16 protein-coding genes are annotated in these 17,011 nt (G+C 71.4%); 7 read left to right on the top strand and 9 right to left on the bottom strand.

Features of this window, described 5'->3' with window-relative positions; genetic code table 11:
• Positions 1-22: 22 nt before the first annotated feature.
• The gene (locus AB6A69_RS01710; protein ID WP_371059389.1) at positions 23-1,120 is read right to left on the bottom strand and encodes an anhydro-N-acetylmuramic acid kinase; all 1,098 of its coding nucleotides are present in this window, start codon (positions 1,118-1,120) and stop codon (positions 23-25) included.
• A 66-nt stretch (positions 1,121-1,186) separates the two neighbouring features.
• Here AB6A69_RS01710 and tyrS point away from each other — a divergent pair, with 66 nt between their 5' ends.
• Positions 1,187-2,443: a tyrosine--tRNA ligase gene (gene tyrS / locus AB6A69_RS01705; RefSeq protein ID WP_371059388.1), complete on the top strand. Its 1,257-nt coding sequence runs from the start codon at positions 1,187-1,189 to the stop codon at positions 2,441-2,443.
• Positions 2,444-2,537: 94 nt separating this feature from the next.
• Here tyrS and AB6A69_RS01700 read toward each other — a convergent pair whose 3' ends face one another.
• The 3 genes from AB6A69_RS01700 to AB6A69_RS01690 all read right to left on the bottom strand — a co-directional run bounded on the left by AB6A69_RS01700 (position 2,538) and on the right by AB6A69_RS01690 (position 4,665).
• The gene (locus AB6A69_RS01700) at positions 2,538-3,521 is read right to left on the bottom strand and encodes a DUF3179 domain-containing protein (RefSeq protein WP_371059387.1); all 984 of its coding nucleotides are present in this window, start codon (positions 3,519-3,521) and stop codon (positions 2,538-2,540) included.
• 99 nt (positions 3,522-3,620) lie between these two features.
• The gene (locus tag AB6A69_RS01695; protein ID WP_371059386.1) at positions 3,621-4,166 is read right to left on the bottom strand and encodes a peptidylprolyl isomerase; all 546 of its coding nucleotides are present in this window, start codon (positions 4,164-4,166) and stop codon (positions 3,621-3,623) included.
• On the bottom strand, positions 4,159-4,665 hold the full coding sequence (locus tag AB6A69_RS01690) for a peptidylprolyl isomerase (protein ID WP_371054893.1): 507 nt from the start codon (positions 4,663-4,665) through the stop codon (positions 4,159-4,161). The genes AB6A69_RS01695 and AB6A69_RS01690 overlap by 8 nt, the downstream gene beginning before the upstream one ends.
• A 129-nt stretch (positions 4,666-4,794) precedes the next feature.
• Between AB6A69_RS01690 and pgk the strand changes: the two genes are divergently transcribed.
• Positions 4,795-5,985: a phosphoglycerate kinase gene (gene pgk / locus AB6A69_RS01685; protein WP_371059385.1), complete on the top strand. Its 1,191-nt coding sequence runs from the start codon at positions 4,795-4,797 to the stop codon at positions 5,983-5,985.
• A gap of 27 nt (positions 5,986-6,012) precedes the next feature.
• Here the strand turns inward: pgk and AB6A69_RS01680 are convergent, their stop codons facing one another.
• A complete protein-coding gene (locus tag AB6A69_RS01680) occupies positions 6,013-6,501 on the bottom strand; it encodes a bacterioferritin (protein WP_371059384.1) in 489 nt (162 codons plus the stop codon).
• Between the two features lie 303 nt (positions 6,502-6,804).
• Between AB6A69_RS01680 and AB6A69_RS01675 the strand changes: the two genes are divergently transcribed.
• The 4 genes from AB6A69_RS01675 to AB6A69_RS01660 all read left to right on the top strand — a co-directional run bounded on the left by AB6A69_RS01675 (position 6,805) and on the right by AB6A69_RS01660 (position 10,999).
• Positions 6,805-7,104, top strand: a complete 300-nt coding sequence (locus tag AB6A69_RS01675) for a septum formation initiator family protein (RefSeq protein WP_371054945.1) — start codon at positions 6,805-6,807, stop codon at positions 7,102-7,104.
• 111 nt (positions 7,105-7,215) lie between these two features.
• Positions 7,216-8,226, top strand: a complete 1,011-nt coding sequence (gene pdhA, locus AB6A69_RS01670; protein WP_371059383.1) for a pyruvate dehydrogenase (acetyl-transferring) E1 component subunit alpha — start codon at positions 7,216-7,218, stop codon at positions 8,224-8,226.
• 15 nt (positions 8,227-8,241) lie between these two features.
• Positions 8,242-9,624 carry a pyruvate dehydrogenase complex E1 component subunit beta gene (locus AB6A69_RS01665; RefSeq protein WP_371059382.1) on the top strand — a complete coding sequence of 461 codons (1,383 nt, stop codon included), beginning with the start codon at positions 8,242-8,244 and terminating at the stop codon, positions 9,622-9,624.
• A gap of 13 nt (positions 9,625-9,637) precedes the next feature.
• Positions 9,638-10,999, top strand: a complete 1,362-nt coding sequence (locus tag AB6A69_RS01660) for a pyruvate dehydrogenase complex dihydrolipoamide acetyltransferase (protein WP_371059381.1) — start codon at positions 9,638-9,640, stop codon at positions 10,997-10,999.
• 112 nt (positions 11,000-11,111) lie between these two features.
• Here the strand turns inward: AB6A69_RS01660 and cysE are convergent, their stop codons facing one another.
• Positions 11,112-11,921, bottom strand: coding sequence for a serine O-acetyltransferase (cysE, locus tag AB6A69_RS01655; protein WP_371059380.1), 810 nt, complete (start codon positions 11,919-11,921; stop codon positions 11,112-11,114).
• Between the two features lie 91 nt (positions 11,922-12,012).
• On the opposite strand from cysE, the gene AB6A69_RS01650 reads away from it, so the two are divergent.
• Positions 12,013-12,351, top strand: a complete 339-nt coding sequence (locus AB6A69_RS01650) for a TraR/DksA family transcriptional regulator (protein ID WP_371036467.1) — start codon at positions 12,013-12,015, stop codon at positions 12,349-12,351.
• Here AB6A69_RS01650 and AB6A69_RS01645 read toward each other — a convergent pair.
• From AB6A69_RS01645 to AB6A69_RS01635, 3 genes are read right to left on the bottom strand one after another with little or no spacing between them, the layout of a single operon-like run.
• Positions 12,261-12,638, bottom strand: coding sequence for a hypothetical protein (locus tag AB6A69_RS01645; protein ID WP_371059379.1), 378 nt, complete (start codon positions 12,636-12,638; stop codon positions 12,261-12,263). The two genes, AB6A69_RS01650 and AB6A69_RS01645, sit on opposite strands and share 91 nt — an antisense overlap.
• On the bottom strand, positions 12,638-16,564 hold the full coding sequence (locus tag AB6A69_RS01640) for a glycoside hydrolase/phage tail family protein (RefSeq protein WP_371059378.1): 3,927 nt from the start codon (positions 16,562-16,564) through the stop codon (positions 12,638-12,640). The genes AB6A69_RS01645 and AB6A69_RS01640 overlap by 1 nt, the downstream gene beginning before the upstream one ends.
• Positions 16,564-17,010: a peptidase gene (locus AB6A69_RS01635; protein ID WP_371036470.1), complete on the bottom strand. Its 447-nt coding sequence runs from the start codon at positions 17,008-17,010 to the stop codon at positions 16,564-16,566. Before AB6A69_RS01635 ends, AB6A69_RS01640 begins: the two co-directional genes overlap by 1 nt.
• Position 17,011 lies beyond the last annotated feature (1 nt).

The raw sequence follows: 17,011 nt of genomic DNA, 5'->3' as shown, positions 1-17,011 counted from the left end.
ACACTAGCATCTCGCAGGCCGATCACAACGCCCCGGGGCGCGAGATTACGCCGCCGCCCACCGCCGCGCGCACGCCCGTGGTTCCCGGCGCCGAGGTGGGCAGGCCGCGCATCACGCGCACCGCGAGATAGGCGAAGGCCTGCGCCTCCAGCATGTCGCCGTCGAGCCCCACCGCCTCCACCGGCGCGACCTCGGCGTCGAGCGCGGCGGCCAGCATCCGCATCATCACCGGGTTCTTGCGCCCGCCCCCGGTGACGAGGATCCGCTCGGGCGGGACCGGGCAGTGTTCGAGCCCGCGCATGACCGACGCCGCGACCACGGCGGTGAGCGTGGCCGCCGCGTCGGCGTCCGACAACGCCTCCACCGAGGCGAGGAGCCCCGGAAACGCGTCCCGGTCGAGCGACTTCGGCGGCATGCGCAGGAAATAGGGCTCCGCCATCAGCGCCTCGAGCGCGCCTTCCACGACCCGGCCCGCTCCCGCCAGCCGCCCGCCCTCGTCGCAGGCCGCGCCCAGCCGTGCACGCATCAGGTCGTCGATGGGCGCGTTGGCGGGCCCCGTGTCGAAGGCCAGAAGCGCGCCCTCCTCCTCCGGCGCGGCGCGGCGCGGGTCGATCCAGGTCAAGTTGCCCACGCCGCCCAGGTTCAGCAGGCAGAGCGGCCGCTCCGCCCCGATCCGCTTGGCGAGCGCGAAGTGGAAGAAGGGCGCGAGCGGCGCGCCCTCGCCGCCCAGCCGCACGTCGGCGGTGCGGAAATCCCAGACCACGGGCCGACCCAGCGCCTCGGCCAGCGCCGCGCCGTCGCCGAGTTGATGGGTGCCCCGCCCACGCGGATCATGGGCCAGCGTCTGGCCGTGAAAGCCCACGATCTCCGCCTCGGAGAAGCGCGCCAGAAGCTCGGCATGGGCGCCCCGCACCACCTCCGCCGCCCGCTCCAGGTCGTCGCCCGGCCAACGCCCCAGCGCCGCGCGCAGCACCGCGCGCTCGTCTTCCGAATAGGGCCGGTAGTCAGAGGCGCCGAACGCCTCCACCCGCACGCCGTCGGTACGGATCATCGCCGCGTCCACGCCGTCGAGCGAGGTGCCCGACATCGCTCCCAGCGCCCAGACAGACCCTCCGCCCATCCTGCTCTTCCCCTTCGCTTGCCCCGGCACTATAGACGGGCGGCGCCAAGGAAGGGAACCAGCCCGATGACCACCTACCGCCCCCGCTCCGACTTCCTCCAGGTGATGCTCGAGCGCGGCTACCTTGCCGACTGCACCGACCTGCAAGGGCTCGACGAGGCGCTGATGGCGGGCCCGACCCCGGCCTATATCGGCTTCGACGCCACGGCACGCTCGCTCCATGTGGGCTCGCTCATCCAGATCATGATGCTGCGCTGGCTGCAGAAGACCGGCCACAAGCCGATCACGCTCATGGGGGGAGGCACCACGAAGGTGGGCGATCCGTCCTTCCGCGCCGAGGAGCGCCCGCTCCTCACGCCCGACCAGATCGACGAGAACATCGCCGGCATCCGCCGCGTCTTCGCGAGCTACATCGACTACGGCGAGGGGCCCTCGGGCGCGCTCATGATCGACAACGCCGAGTGGCTCGACGGGCTCAACTACCTCGACTTCCTGCGCGATGTGGGCCGGCACTTCTCGGTCAACCGGATGCTCTCCTTCGAAAGCGTGAAGTCCCGCCTCGACCGCGCGCAGTCGCTCTCGTTTCTGGAGTTCAACTACATGATCCTGCAGGCCTACGATTTCGTGGAGCTTTACCGCCGCCACGGCTGCCGGCTGCAGATGGGCGGTTCCGACCAGTGGGGCAACATCGTCAACGGCATCGACCTCGCCCGGCGCATGAGCGACGCGGAGCTCTTCGGCCTCACCTCGCCGCTCCTGACCACGGCGGACGGGCGCAAGATGGGCAAGACCGCCGAGGGCGCGGTCTGGCTCGACGCGGAACTCGTCTCGCCCTACGCGTTCTGGCAGTTCTGGCGCAACACCGCCGATGCCGATGTGGGCCGCTTCCTCCGTCTCTATACCGAACTCCCCGTCGAGGACTGCGCGCGGCTCGGCGCGCTCGGTGGCGCGGAGATCAACGAGGCCAAGATCGTGCTCGCCAACGAGGTCACCGCGCTCCTTCACGGCCGCGCGGCGGCCGAGGCGGCCGAGGCCACCGCGCGGAAAGTCTTCGAGCAGGGCGGCGCCGGGACGGACCTGCCCACCCTCGCCCTCGACCGCGCCGAGCTCGGCGGGGGCATCTCCGTCGTGCAGCTCTTCGTCCGCGCCGGGCTCGCGAAATCGGGCAAGGACGCCAAGCGCCTCATCGCCGAGCAGGGCGCGCGGCTCGACGACGCGCCGGTCTCCGATCCCGGGCTCATGCTCGACGCCGCCGCCCTCGCGCGCCCGGTGAAGCTATCGGCCGGCAAGAAGCGCCACGCCCTCGTCACCCTGGCCGGCTGAGCCTTCTTCTTGGCGAAAATACTCCGGGGGTGAATTGGCCGCAGGCCAAGAGGGGGCAGCGCCCCCTCGCCCGCGACGGTGACGCATGCGGGCGTCAGCGCGCCCCACCCTCCAGCATCCAGCGGCCCTCGGGCCAGAAGGCATGGAACGCGAAGGCGAACATGACGTCATGGGCCACGTCCCGACCCGCCGCGTCGCGCACCCGCACAGAGCCCACGTCGCGCCCGGCGGCGATCGTGCCGGCATCGAGCGCCGAGGCCTGGCCCGTCCGCCATGACAGCGTGACGCCCGCCTCGGCGATGCGGCCTTCCTCGGAGAGCCGCGAGAGCGGCCAGGCCCGGGTATCCACCCGCACGACGCGGGCGAGCGCCGGAATGCCGTGGGGCGGCATCTCGCCGGAGTAGAGGAAGGGCCGGCGCGCGCTTTCGTAGCCGCGATAGGGGTTGCGGCCATAGGCGCGGTTCCAGCCGGGCTCGTCCATCACGAGCCCCTCGGGGTTGCGCGCGGCGAACTGCGCCCAGCCCTCCCTCCAGGTGGGCAGCGTCTTTAGCGTGGTGCCCGTCATCTCGCCCGCGATCGCCTCGCCGATGGCCTGCTGCCACCAGCTCTCGGTCTGGCGGTCGTACATGATCATGTCCGAGTGACGGAGCTTGCCGGAGACGCCGAACTCGAGCGTGCGCCCACCCGCGCGCCGGTCGAAGGTGATGCCGGAATTGCAGAGCGGGCAGAAGGTCACGGCGACGGGCCGTCCGCCGATCTCGTCGTTCACGATCTCGTGCCAGGTGAGGTAGCGGATCGGGTAGGCGCGCGGTCGCTCGCCGGCAAGCTCCACCGCGATCACCGGCTCGCGCGCGCCGAGCCGCGTCTCGGTGGAGACGGGGATGAAATCGGGGTCCGAAAGCGCGGGGATCCCGTCCTTGGGCGGCCCGCCCGCGATCACCTCGTCCCAGCTCTCGAGCGTGCTCTTCGAGAAATCGGTATCGGGCCACTCGGCGGCCCAGCGCGCGGGGTCGGCGGCGACCGGCCCGGCGGCGGCGAGCGCGAGGCCGAGGGCGGCGAGAAACGTTCTGGGTGTCATGGCGCGATCTCCCATGCGGAACTTCCGCACAGGGTGCGGGCGAATCGCCCGCCCGCACAGCCCCCTTGCCGCGAACGTGACCGGCCGCGAGGCCCCGGCTCAGTCGGTGACGGTGACCCGCTCCATGACGTCGGGCTGCCCGATCACGGCGCCGTTCCGTCCCTCGCCGCGCTTGATCGCGTCCACCACCTCCATGCCGGAGGTCACGCGCCCCACGACGGTGTACTGGCCGTTCAGGAACGCCCCCGGGGCGAACATGATGAAGAACTGCGAATTCGCGCTGTCGGGGTTCTGGGACCGGGCCATGCCGACCACGCCCCGCTCGAACGGGATGTCGGAGAACTCGGCCGGCAGGTCCGGCATGGCCGAGCCGCCGCGCCCGGCCATGGACATGTCGCCACCCATCTTGCCGAACTCCACGTCGCCGGTCTGCGCCATGAAGCCGTCGATCACGCGGTGGAAGACGACCCCGTCATAGGCGCCCTCGGCGGCGAGCGTCGCGATGCGCTCGGCGTGGGCGGGCGCCACGTCTTCGAGAAGGTCGATGGCAATGGTGCCCTCGGCTTCGCCCGAGACCTCGATCTCGATGCCGGTGGCGAGGGCGGGAGAGGCCGCGAAGGCCAGGATAACGGCGAGTTTACGCATCGGCGGCCACCTTCACGCTGATCATCCGGTCCGGGTTCGCGGGCGGCTCGCCGCGGGTGATCGCATCCACATGCGCCATCCCGTCGATCACGCGGCCGTAGACCGTGTACTGCCCGTTCAGGAAGTGGTTGTCCTTGAAATTGATGAAGAACTGCGAATTCGCGCTGTCGGGGTTCTGGCTGCGCGCCGCGCCGAGCGTGCCGCGATCGTGCGGGATGCGCGAGAATTCGGCCTTGAGATCGGGCAGGTCCGAGCCGCCGGTGCCCGCACGGCGCAGATTGAAATCGCTTTCCATGTTGCCATGCGCCACGTCGCCCGTCTGCGCCATGAACCCGTCGATCACGCGGTGGAAGGCCACGTTGTCGTAGGCGCCGGCGCGGGCCAGCTCCTTCATCCGCGCGCAGTGTTCCGGCGCGATGTCGGGCAGAAGCTCTATCACGACGGTGCCGTCCTTCAGCTCCATCAGTATGGTGTTCTCGGGGTCCTTGATCTCGGCCATGGCCGGCTCTCCTTCGCCTCGGTTCGCCACACTCCTAGGCCGCGTGCGGCCAGCCCGCAAGCTTCGCATTGACGCGCCGGGGCGGCCCGTGGAAGAGGAGCCCGGGCCGCAACCGGGCAGGAGGGGACGATGGGCTGGGCGACGCTTGACGACATGGCGCTCGAGGGCAAGCGGGTGCTGATCCGCGTGGACATCAACGTGCCGGTGCAGGACGGCGAGGTCACCGACGCGAGCCGCATCGCCCGCACCACGCCCACGATCCGCGACGTGCTGGAGGCCGGCGGCCGGCCGATCCTCTTGGCCCATTTCGACCGCCCGAAGGGCAGGCGCGTGCCGGAGATGTCGCTGGAGCAGCTCGCACGCCCGATGCAGGACGCGCTCGGCGTGCCGGTGCGCTTCTGCGCGGCGTGCGTGGGACCCGCCGCCGAAGCCGCGGCGGACGCGCTGCCCGCGGGCGAGGTGCTGCTTCTGGAGAACACGCGCTTTTACCCGGGCGAGGAGGCCAACGATGCGGACTTCGCCGCGGCGCTGGCGCGGCTCGGCGACATCTACTGCAACGACGCCTTCTCGGCCGCGCATCGCGCCCACGCCTCCACGGCGGGCATCGCGTCCCACCTGCCCTCCTGCGCCGGGCGGCTGATGGCGGCCGAACTCTCGGCGCTGTCGCGCGCGCTGACCGAGCCGGAGCGGCCGCTGATGGCGGTGGTGGGCGGGGCCAAGGTCTCGACGAAGCTCGAGCTTCTGGCCAACCTCGTGGAGCGGGTCGACATCCTCGTGATCGGCGGCGGCATGGCCAACACCTTCCTGGCCGCCCGCGGCCTCGAGATCGGCCGCTCGCTGGCCGAGCACGACATGGCAGACACCGCGCGCGAGATCACCGAGAAGGCGGCGAAGGCGGGCTGCGAGGTCCTGCTTCCGGTAGACGTGGTGGTGGCGCGCGACCTCGCCGCGGGCGCGCCGCACGAGACCGTGCCCGCCGGCGCCTGCCCCGAGGACGCGATGATCCTCGACGCGGGCGCCGAGAGCGTCCGGCGCATCCGCGACGCGCTGGAGCGCGCGCGCACGCTTCTCTGGAACGGCCCCCTCGGTGCTTTCGAGTACCCGCCCTTCGATGCGGCCACGGCCGCCGCGGCGGCCAAGGCGGCGGAGCTGTCGCGCAGCGGACGGCTCGTCTCGGTCGCGGGCGGCGGCGATACCGTGGCCGCGCTCAACCGCGCCGACGCGGCAAAGGATTTCACCTACATCTCGACGGCGGGCGGCGCCTTCCTAGAATGGATGGAGGGCAAGGATCTTCCGGGCGTCGCGGCGCTCAAGCGCTGATCGCGCGATGCGCCGCGCCCGCCCGCATCAGGCCCCGGCCCGATCGCCGCTCATGTAGGTGTTGTAGAAGGCCGGCTCGCCCATCCGTTCCAGCAGGTCGATCTGCCGGTTCAGCCAGTCCCAGTGGCCCTCTTCGTCGAGCACGATGTCCTCGAAAAGCCGGCGCGTGCCGATATCGTCATTGTCCGAGGCGGCGCGCGCGGACTCGGTGTAGAAGCGGATCGCCTCGCCCTCGTCCTTCCGGTCGGACTCGAAGAGCGCGCGTAGCGACTCCGCCTTCGACGGCGTCGCCGCGGGGGTGAGGTTCGGCGTGCCGCCGAGGAACATGATGCGCTCGATGAACTTGCCGGCATGGCCGAGTTCCTCCTGCATCTCGTCGCGCATCCGCGAGGCGAGCTTGTCGAGCCCCCAATCGTCGAGGACATGGGCATGCAGCAGGTACTGGTGCGCCGCGGTCAGCTCCATCGCGAGCGCCTGTTGCAGGTTGTCGATGCTGGTCTCGTTCTTCATGGCCATGCGGGCCTCCTTTCCTGTCCGTCGCGTTCCCGTGCCCCGCCCGCGTTCCGGGGCGGGTGCACGTTCCTCGGCGCTCCGGCGCGGCCCTGCCGCGCCGATGCGCGCCGGCGTTCATCCCGAAGTGGAGGCTCCATCCCGGTTTTCAACCCGTGCCGGACCCGCGCGTCCCGGATGCGCCACGCCGGGCCGCCGGCGCGTCGATGCCCGCGGATTCGGGGATTCCCATGGCGAATCGCCTGTGCCATAGTGGCGGCCGACGGCCCGAAAGAGGCCGCGGCCGAGGCAGAGCAAGGCGCAGCCATGCTGACATCGCGATCCCGTCCCGCCTTCGGGGCGATCCTCTTCTTCGCCGGCGCCCTCGGGCTCGGGCTCTACTTCACCTATGCCGCGGTGCAGGGCGATTACGGGCTCTTCCGCCGCGCCGAGGTCGAGGTGGAGAAGGCGCGCCTGGCCGAGGATCTGGCACGGCTCCGCGCCGAGGTGGCGCGGATGGAGAACCTCACCCATCGTCTGTCGGACGACTATCTCGACCTCGATCTGCTGGACCAGCAGGCCCGCGACGTGCTGGGCCTTCTGCGCGCCGACGAGGTCGTGCTGCAATAGCCCACCAGCGGCCCGCGGCGCCGCGCCAGAAACCCCCTTACTCCCGCCGGGGGAATCCGCTATGGCTTTTGTTCAGTGCTAAACCATCTGCCTGAGGGAGGGCGCGCCCCCATGGCCACCCGCAAGACCGCCAAGGCCCCCAACGTGTCGGCCGAGGAGCTGAAAGGCTACTACCGCGACATGCTCCTGATCCGCCGCTTCGAGGAGAAGGCGGGCCAGCTTTATGGCATGGGCCTGATCGGCGGCTTCTGCCATCTCTACATCGGGCAGGAGGCCGTCGTCGTCGGCCTCGAGGCCGCCGCCGAGGAGGGCGACAAGCGCATCACCTCCTACCGCGACCACGGCCACATGCTGGCCTGCGGGATGGACCCCAAGGGCGTCATGGCCGAGCTCACGGGCCGCGAGGGCGGCTATTCCAAGGGCAAGGGCGGCTCCATGCACATGTTCTCGAAAGAGAAACATTTCTACGGCGGGCACGGGATCGTCGCCGCGCAGGTGCCGCTGGGCACGGGGCTCGCCTTCGCCGACAAGTACAACGAGACCGACCGCGTCACCTTCACCTATTTCGGCGAGGGCGCGGCCAACCAGGGCCAGGTCTACGAGGCGTTCAACATGGCCGCGCTCTGGGAACTGCCGGTGATCTTCGTCGTGGAGAACAACCAGTACGCCATGGGCACCTCGCAGAAGCGCGCGACGTCGACGCCCGACATCTATACCCGCGGCGCCGCCTTCGGCATCCCCGGGGAGGCGGTGGACGGCATGGACGTGCTCGCCGTGAAGGCCGGCGGCGACAAGGCGGTGGCGCACTGCCGGTCCGGCAAGGGGCCCTACATCCTCGAGATCAAGACCTACCGCTACCGCGGCCACTCCATGTCCGATCCCGCGAAGTACCGCACCCGCGAGGAGGTGCAGAAGATGCGCGAGGAACGCGACGCCATCGAGCATGTGCGCGAGCTGCTGCTGTCCGGCGACCACGCCAGCGAGGAAGACCTCAAGGCGATCGACCGCGAGATCAAGTCGGTGGTCAACGCCGCGGCGGATTTCGCCCGCGAAAGCCCCGAGCCCGCGCTCGACGAGCTCTGGACCGACATCTATGCCAACACCGCGCCGCAGGATGCCTGAGGGAGACCCGACCGCATGAGCACCGAGATCCTGATGCCCGCCCTCTCGCCGACGATGGAGGAAGGCACCCTTGCCAAGTGGCTCGTCAAGGAGGGCGACAGCGTGGCCGCGGGCGACATCCTCGCCGAGATCGAGACCGACAAGGCCACCATGGAATTCGAGGCGGTGGACGAAGGCACCGTCGGCAGGATCCTCGTGGCCGAGGGGACCGAGGGCGTGAAGGTCAACACGCCCATCGCGGTGCTGCTCGACGAGGGCGAAAGCGCCGAGGACGCCGAGGCGGCCGCGAGCGAGGCAAACCGGCCCGAGGCCCGGGAGACATCCGGGTCGGAGGCCCCGAAGGCCGCAGCGAGCGCGAACAGGCCGGCCGAGACCCCGGCCCCGGCCGCCGAGCCCGACGTGCCCGAGGGCACCGAGTTCAGGAAGCAGACCGTGCGCGAGGCGCTGCGCGACGCCATGGCCGAGGAGATGCGCCGCGACGGGTCGGTCTTCGTCATGGGCGAGGAGGTCGCCGAGTACGAGGGCGCCTACAAGATCACCCAGGGCATCCTCGACGAATTCGGCGCGAAACGCGTCATCGACACGCCGATCACCGAGCACGGCTTCACAGGTCTCGGCGTGGGCGCGGCCTTCGGCGGGCTGCGCCCGGTCGTGGAGTTCATGACCTTCAACTTCGCCATGCAGGCGATCGACCAGATCATCAACTCGGCCGCCAAGACGCTCTACATGTCGGGCGGGCAGATGGGCTGCCCCATCGTCTTCCGCGGCCCGAACGGCGCGGCGGCGCGCGTCGCCGCCCAGCACAGCCAGGATTACGCGGCGTGGTACGCGCATGTTCCCGGCCTCAAGGTCGCGATGCCCTATTCCGCCGCCGACGCGAAGGGCCTTCTGAAGACCGCGATCCGCGATCCCAACCCGGTGATCTTCCTCGAGAACGAGATCCTCTACGGCAAGAGCTTCGAGGTCCCGGTGCTCGACGATTTCACCATCCCCTTCGGCAAGGCGAAGATCTGGCGCGAGGGCACGGACGTGACCATCGTGAGCTTCGGCATCGGCATGACCTACGCCATGGACGCGGCCGAGAAGCTGGCCGAGGACGGCGTCTCCGCCGAGGTGGTGGACCTGCGCACGCTGCGGCCCATGGACACCGCCACGGTGATCGAGAGCGTGAAGAAGACCAACCGCTGCGTGACCGTGGAGGAGGGCTGGCCCGTCGCCTCCATCGGCAGCCACGTCTCCGCCGTGCTGATGCGCGAGGCCTTCGACTGGCTCGACGCGCCGGTGCTCACCGTCGCCGGCAAGGACGTGCCGATGCCCTACGCCGCCAACCTCGAGCGCCATGCCCTCGTCACCACCGACGAGCTGCTCGAGGCGGTGCGCCAGGTCACCTACCGCTGAGGGAGCGCTGCGCATGCCCACCGAGATCCTGATGCCCGCCCTTTCGCCCACCATGGAGGAGGGCACGCTCGCCAGGTGGCTCGTGAAGGAAGGGGACACCGTCGCCGCAGGAGACCTTCTGGCGGAGATCGAGACCGACAAGGCCACCATGGAATTCGAGGCGGTCGACGAGGGCACCGTCGGCAAGATCCTCGTGGCCGAGGGCAGCGAGGGCGTGAAGGTCAACACGCCCATCGCGGTGCTTCTCGAGGAAGGCGAAAGCGCCGACGACCTGAGCGAGGCCGCTCCGGCGGGCGGCAAGGCGGGCGGCGCCGAGGCCCCGGCCGAAACCGGCAAGCCGGAGAGCGCGCCGCGTTCCGCCCCTGCCCCTGCCCCTGAGGCAAGCGCCGGGAACGCGCTGCCCGACACGCCCGCCCCGGCCGCGCCCGAGGACGCCGAGGGGCGGCGCGTCTTCGCCTCCCCGCTCGCCCGCCGCATCGCCGCGGCGAAGGGTCTCGACCTGACCCGGATCGAGGGGACGGGTCCGCATGGCCGGATCGTCCGCGCCGACGTGGAGGGCGCGAAGCCCGCCGCGGCCGCTGACGCCGCCGCGCCGGAGGCCGCACAGGCCGCGCCGAAACCGGCAGCCAGCGCCATGCCGACGGGCCCCGACGCCGACCAGGTCCGCAAGATCTATGCCGACCGCGAGACGGAGGAAATCGCCCTCGATGGTATGCGCCGCACGGTCGCCCAGCGCCTCACCGAGGCCAAGCAGACCATCCCGCATTTCTACCTGCGCCGCGAGATCCGGCTAGACGCCCTTCTCGACCTCCGCAAGCGTCTCAACGCGGACCTGGAGGCGCGCGGCGTCAAGCTCTCGGTCAACGACTTCATCATCAAGGCCTGCGCGCTGGCCCTTCAGGAGGTGCCGGCAGCCAACGCTGTCTGGGCGGGCGACCGCATCCTGCGGCTCAAGCCGTCGGACGTGGCCGTGGCCGTTGCCGTGGAGGGCGGGCTCTTCACGCCGGTGATCCGGGATGCCGAGAGCAAATCGCTCTCCGCGCTCTCGGCCGCGATGAAGGATCTCGCGGGCCGGGCCCGCGACCGCAAGCTCGCGCCACAGGAATACCAGGGCGGCAGCTTCGCGATCTCCAATCTCGGGATGTACGGGATCGAGAATTTCGACGCAGTCATCAACCCGCCCCACGGCGCCATCCTCGCGGTGGGCGCCGGCGTGACGAAGCCGGTCGTGGACGCGGGCGGCGCCCTCTCCTCCGCAACGGTGATGTCCGTCACGCTGTCGGTGGATCACCGGGTGATCGACGGCGCGCTCGGCGCGGAGCTGCTGGCGGCCATCGTCCGGCACCTCGAGGCGCCGCTCGCCATGCTTGCCTGACGCCCCGGGCGTCAGCCCCTGACGGACGAGCCGCCCGGGGGGGATGCGCCACCGCAGCGCGTCGGTTTACGCACCCGGCGATGAGCGTTCAGTGCCGAAGGATCGGGCGGGGTCAGATCTCGCCGCGCAGGATCTGGTCCATGGTGACGGAGGGCTGGGCGCAGCCGGCCTCACCCACGATGCGCGCGGGCACGCCCGCCACGGTCTTCTTCGGCGGGATGTCTTCGAGCACCACGGACCCCGCGGCGATCCGGCAGCAATCACCAACTCGGATATTGCCCAGAACCTTGGCCCCCGCGCCGATCAGCACGCCCGAGCCGATCTTCGGGTGGCGGTCCTGGTCTTCCTTGCCGGTGCCGCCCAGTGTCACCGAATGGAGCATGGAGACGTTGTCGCCCACCACCGCCGTCTCGCCGATCACGATGGAATGGGCGTGGTCGATCATGATCCCCTGCCCGACGCGCGCCGCCGGGTGGATGTCCACCGAGAACACCTCGGAGACGCGCATCTGGAAGAAATAGGCGAGGTCGCGCCGACCTTGCGTCCAGAGCCAATGCGCCACGCGGTAGCATTGCAAGGCCTGGAACCCCTTGAAGAAGAGAAGCGGCTGCAGGAAGCGGTGGCAGGCCGGATCGCGGTCGTAGACGGCGGCGATGTCGGCGCGCGCGGCCTGGGCGAGCGCGGGCTCGGCGGCGTGGGCCTCGTCGCAGATCTCGCGCAGGATCTGCTCTGACATCTCGCCGGAGGCGAGCTTGAGCGAGACCCGGTACGCGAGCGCGCGCGGCAAGGTCGGGTGGTGCAGCACGCTGGAATGGATCACCCCGCCCAGAAGCGGCTCGTCCGCGACGGCCGCCTCCGCCTCGGACGTGATGCGGGCCCAGACAGGGTCGAGCTGCTTCAGCTTCGCGCGCGTTTCCGCCATGGCGGCCTCCCTCGGCACTTGATACGGTCCGTGATACACAAAATGGTCCTCGCCCGCCATTCGGAAAGTCCTGAACGGAGGCTCGACACCCATGCCGGATCCCGATCCCGAGGAGTTCCGCGCCCTGATCGCGGCGCGTCTCGCCGAGCTCGACGCGGAGGACGCGCTCGGCGCCGGCGGCCAGTCGGTGGTCACGCTGGACCAGCAGTCCGTCGGGCGGCTCTCGCGGCAGGACGCGCTTCAGTCGCAGGCCATGGCCAAGGCCCAGCAGCTCCGCCGCGACACGGAACGGCGGCGGCTTTCGGCCGCGCTCGCCCGGATCGAAGAGGGCGAATTCGGCTATTGCGAGGACTGCGGCGAGGCGATCCCGGCCGGACGGCTGCGCCTCGACCCGGCGGCGGCGCGTTGCGTGGACTGCGCCTCGGGCTGACCGGCGCGGCGAAACGCGGCGAGTTCGGACAGCGCCACCGCCAGGCAGTCGCACCAGTCGGGATCCGACAGCGGCGGCGCGGGCGGCAGGGGTCCCGCCTGCCCCGCCCGTGCCATGAGCGAGCCCGTGCCCCAGCGCGGATGCGCGCGGCCGAAGCGCCGGTGGTAGCGGTGCGCCGCGTCCGCTTCCTGCAGAAGCAGGCGGCAGGCCCGGGCGCGCGCCGGGCCCGGCAGCGCGCGAAGCGCCCGCGCCGCCGCCCACACGTCGCCCACGAGAACGGCCCGCATCAGCCGCCCACCGTGAGCGCCGCGAAAGGCCCGGGGCCGTAGCGCGCCGAGACCTGCGCCACGCGCAGCTCGAACGGCGCCGCGACCCCGTCGGCGGCCATGTCGGCGACGGCATACACCCATTCGGGCGCGTCCACCGTCACCTCCCGCTGCACGCCGGTGCCGGTGACGATCCGGACGAGGTAGCGTTCGCGCTCTTCCCCGAGCGGCACCTCGGCCCCCTCCCAGCCGTCGCCGTCGATGCGCGTGCGCCGGACCCAGCGGAAATGCCATGCGCCGGCCTCGGCCCGGGCGCGCAGGTGGCAGGGGCGATAGGGCCGCAGCCCCTCTCCGGCGAAGGCGGCCACGACATGGGTATAGCTCGGATCGTCATAGCCGCGCCGCGCGGGGCCGATGCGGTAGTGCCGCGCCACGTTGCGCGCGGTGGGTGGCAGGGCGATCTGCTGCGCGGCCCCGTTCATCAGGACGATCCGCGAGCCCGCGGGCCAGCTTGGCGGCATCACGCCGTCGCTGCCCGCCTGCCCGCGAAGCCGCTCGGACAGAAGCCACCGGTCGGGCCCGAGCATGCGCGCCGCGCGGAACTGGAAGAGCTCCCATCGCGCCGGGCTCCCGTCGCCGATCGCCACGAGGTTCGCGCCGGCGAGCAGCGCCTCCTCGGTGACGTCGCCCAGCGCGCCGCCGTCGAGGCGCACGGCGAGCGCCGGTCCACGGTCGATCCGCCCGGGCGGCGCGGCGGGCAGCGCCGTTTCCGTGACCCCCATCGCGGCGCGGACCGCGAAGACGGAATTCAGCGCGTAGCCCGCGTCGAACGGCGCGTCCCACACCGCGACCGTCCCGGGCCAGGGATCGGCGCGAAGCGCCAGATGCGGGGCATGGGGCGCCTCGTCGCCGGTCATGAGCGGCAGATCGAGGAAGACCGACTCCACCGGCACCGGGACGACGAAGGGCGCGAGGCGCGAGGGGGCCTCCGGCTCGAACGCGGCCGGAAGGTAGACGCTGGGCTCCACGCGCACCGCCTCGACCAGCAGCGCGGCGCCCTGCTCGGTCCGGTCGATCCGCCAGAGCGCGCCACCCCCGCCGTCGCCGAGGCGCACCACGTCGCCCGGACCGAGCGCAAAGCGCGACGGCGGCAGGGCGAAGCGGCACGTGTCGCGCGCGACCCGTGCCTCTGCAAGCCAGCGCTCCGCCGTGGACGTCGCCTCGGCGCGCGTCATCGCAAGCGGCATCTCGCTTTCGCTGACCGCGTGGGTCGCATCGTCGGGCAACACGGCCTCTGCGGCGGCGATCTCGAAATCGCTGCCATGGGCCACGAACCGCAGCCGCACCCGCCCGGCCTGCTCGGCCTCTGCGGCGCGTGTTTCCTCGAGGCGGCCCTCCAGGCTCTCGATCACGGCAAGCCGGTCCGGGTCGAGCTCCAGCGGGCGCGCCCGGTCTCGCGGCTGGAAGCGCAGGCGCCCGTCGCGTTCCACGGCGTCGATGCCGTGGCGCAGAAGCAGCGGCTGAAGCGCGGCGCGCGCGGTGCCCGCATCGGGCACGAGGTAGCCGCGCACATGGCCGTGCGCCGCGTCCACGTCGTAATCGTGCAGCCCGGCCCGGTCGCAGATCTCGCCGATCACGGATCCCAGCCCGCGCCCCGAGGCGCGCCCGTTGAGCCAATGGCCCCGCGCATAGTTCACCCCGTCCGCCCAGACATCCTGCGCGGCGGGAAACCACGGCCAGGGCCGGGCATCCCAGCTCCACGCGAAACAGCGGGACAGGTCGACCATCGGCGCGCCATAGATGTCCGAGACCGGGTTCGCCGCCGGGTCCGACCAGTGGGCGATCGTCGCCCGGTAGTAATTCGCCTGAAGCACCTCGTCGCGCCGCCCGTCCGAGAAGTGCGGCAGCCCGGATTCCGAAGATTTCGGGTCGAGAAAGCGATTGGGCTGGTTCGTGCCCTTGTCCACCGCCGCGCAACCGAACTCCGTGAACCAGATCGGCTTGGACCCGGGAACCCAACCCGTGGGCGTGGCCTGCCGCACGCCCCCGATGCGCTCATGGTGCGGGTTCTCCCACCAGCTCCGGATATCCTTGGGCCGCCAGATCCAGGCCTCGCCGTGGGCGCTGTCCTCGATCGGCGTGCGGATCTGGGCGGCGCGCGCCTCCTCGGAGTGATAGAACCAGTCGAAGAGTTCGCCGCCCGCAACGTTCGCGCGCAGGTAGTCGAGATCGTGAATACCACCCGCATCACCCGCGTCGGCGTGCTCCGTGCCGTCGCGCCAGTCCGACAGCGGCAGATAGTTGTCGATACCCACGAAATCGATTTCCTCGTCGGCCCAGAGCGGATCGAGGTGAAAGAGCCTGTCGCCCGGCGCGTCCGGCGGCTGGTAGCCCCAGTATTCCGACCAGTCGGCGGCGTAGCCGATCTTCACCTGCGGTCCGAGCAGCACCCGCACCTCGGCGGCGAGCGCGCGCAGCCGGGCGACCGCGGGAAAGCCGGCGTCGTCACGGATCTGCGTGAGGCCGCGCAGTTCCGACCCGATGCAGAACGCCTCCACCCCGCCCGCGGCGGCGCAGAGCGCCGCATAGTGCAGGATGAACCGGTTCAGGCCCCAGTCCTCCGCCGGGCCGGTGTAGGTGACGGTGCCGTCGCCCACCGAGAAATCCGCCGCCCGCGCGGCGCCGAAGAAGGCCGCGACCTCGTCCGCCGCGGCCGCGGTGCCGTCCGCAGAGTCCTCGCGCCCGGGCGCGACGGAGAGCGTGATGCGCCCCCGCCATGGCAGCACGGGCTGCCCCGCCGCGCCGGTCCACGGGTCGGGCAAGGTGTTGCCGGCCATCTGTTCCATCAGGATGAACGGGTAGAAGGTCACCGCCTGCCCGCGCGCGGAAAGCTCGCGGATCGCCTCGACCACGGCGGCGTCGGCGGGCGTGCCACCGTAGACGGGACGGCCGTCATCGACAGGCACCGTTCCGGCCGCACCGCGGGTCAGCCCCGCCACCGCCCACGGCATTTCCTTGCCGTCAGCCTCGGCCTGCTCGACCTTCGGCCGCAGACGGCACGCGCCGCAGCGCAGATCGTCGCCGAACCAGCTCACGACCAGCGACACCGCCTCGCAGGCCGGCAACTCGCGCTCGAGCCCGTCGAGAGAGGTCACCAGATCGGTCTCGCCCGAGGGCGAGTTCACGTTGGCTACCACCTGCCGCCCGGGCTCGCGTTCGAGCCGGACCGGCGTGGTGGCGAGCGCGTATTCGCCGGTGCCCGGCGTCAGGGCCACCGCACGCAACACGCCCGCCGGCTCCGTCTCGGCCCCGGGACGGGCGGGCTGCTCGTGGCGGATCACCTCGAAGCTCAGCTGCGGGATGCGGTTTCCCCAGGTCGACAGGTCCAGATTCTCGATCACCAGATAGGCCGTGCCGCGGTACGCGGGCACCGCGCCCGCCCCCTCGATCGCCTCGATCGCCGGATCGGGCAACTGGTCCTCGCTGCCCGGGTGCACCCGCATGACAAGCTCGCCGGGCGCGATCTCGGCGCCGTCCGCCCAGACACGGCCGACGCCCGCGATCTCGCCCTCGCAAAGCGCCACGGCAAGGCTGACGCGGTAGCTGTAGCGCCGCGTCTTGGGCTGGCGCGGTCCGCCCTTGCCACCACCGCCCGCCTCGGTGACGACTTCGGTGAACCGGCTGGCCCAGATCACGTGCCCCCCCACCCGCATCCGGCCATAGACCTGCGGAACGGGCGCGCCCTCGCCCGCGCCCGTCAGGCGGAACCGCTCGATCCGGCCGGATTCCACCGTGTCCGAGCCCTGCCCCATCAGCCGCGCGTCGATGGCCCGGCCGAGCGTCGCGCCCAGGAACCGGCCCGCGGCCGTCATCGACAGGCCGAGAACCGTGCCGCCCAGCGAACTGCCAAGCGCCGCCCCGGCGGCGGAAAGAAGGATCGTCGCCATCAGCGGGTCCTTTCGGGAAACGAGAAGCGGGCCACGATGCAACGCCGCCAGGGCGATCCGAGCGCACTTTCCACCACGCCATGGCCCGAATAGGCGTGGATCACGCTGGCCGCGCGGCCGGTGCGCCCCTGGATGCCGAGATGCTTGGCCACCGCGCCGCGCCGAAGCCGGAAGAGCAGGACGTCCCCCGGCGCCTCCGCGGCGAGCGGCTTGGCAACGAGATGCCGCGCCGCCGCACGCCAGAGCCGCTCTTCGCCCTGCGGCTCCGACCAGTCGGGCGTGTAGGGCGGGACGGCCTCCGGCTCTGTGCCCAGAACCTCGCGCCACACCCCGCGCAGCAGCCCGAGACAGTCCGCGCCGGCCCCCTTCACGCTCGCCTGGTGGCGGTAGGGCGTTCCGATCCAGCCGCGCGCGGCGGCGACCACGATCCGCGCATGCGCCGCCATC

Source organism: Rhodosalinus sp. 5P4, from assembly GCF_041365695.1.
Lineage (GTDB): Bacteria > Pseudomonadota > Alphaproteobacteria > Rhodobacterales > Rhodobacteraceae > Rhodosalinus.
This window is presented reverse-complemented; position numbering and strand designations above follow the sequence as displayed.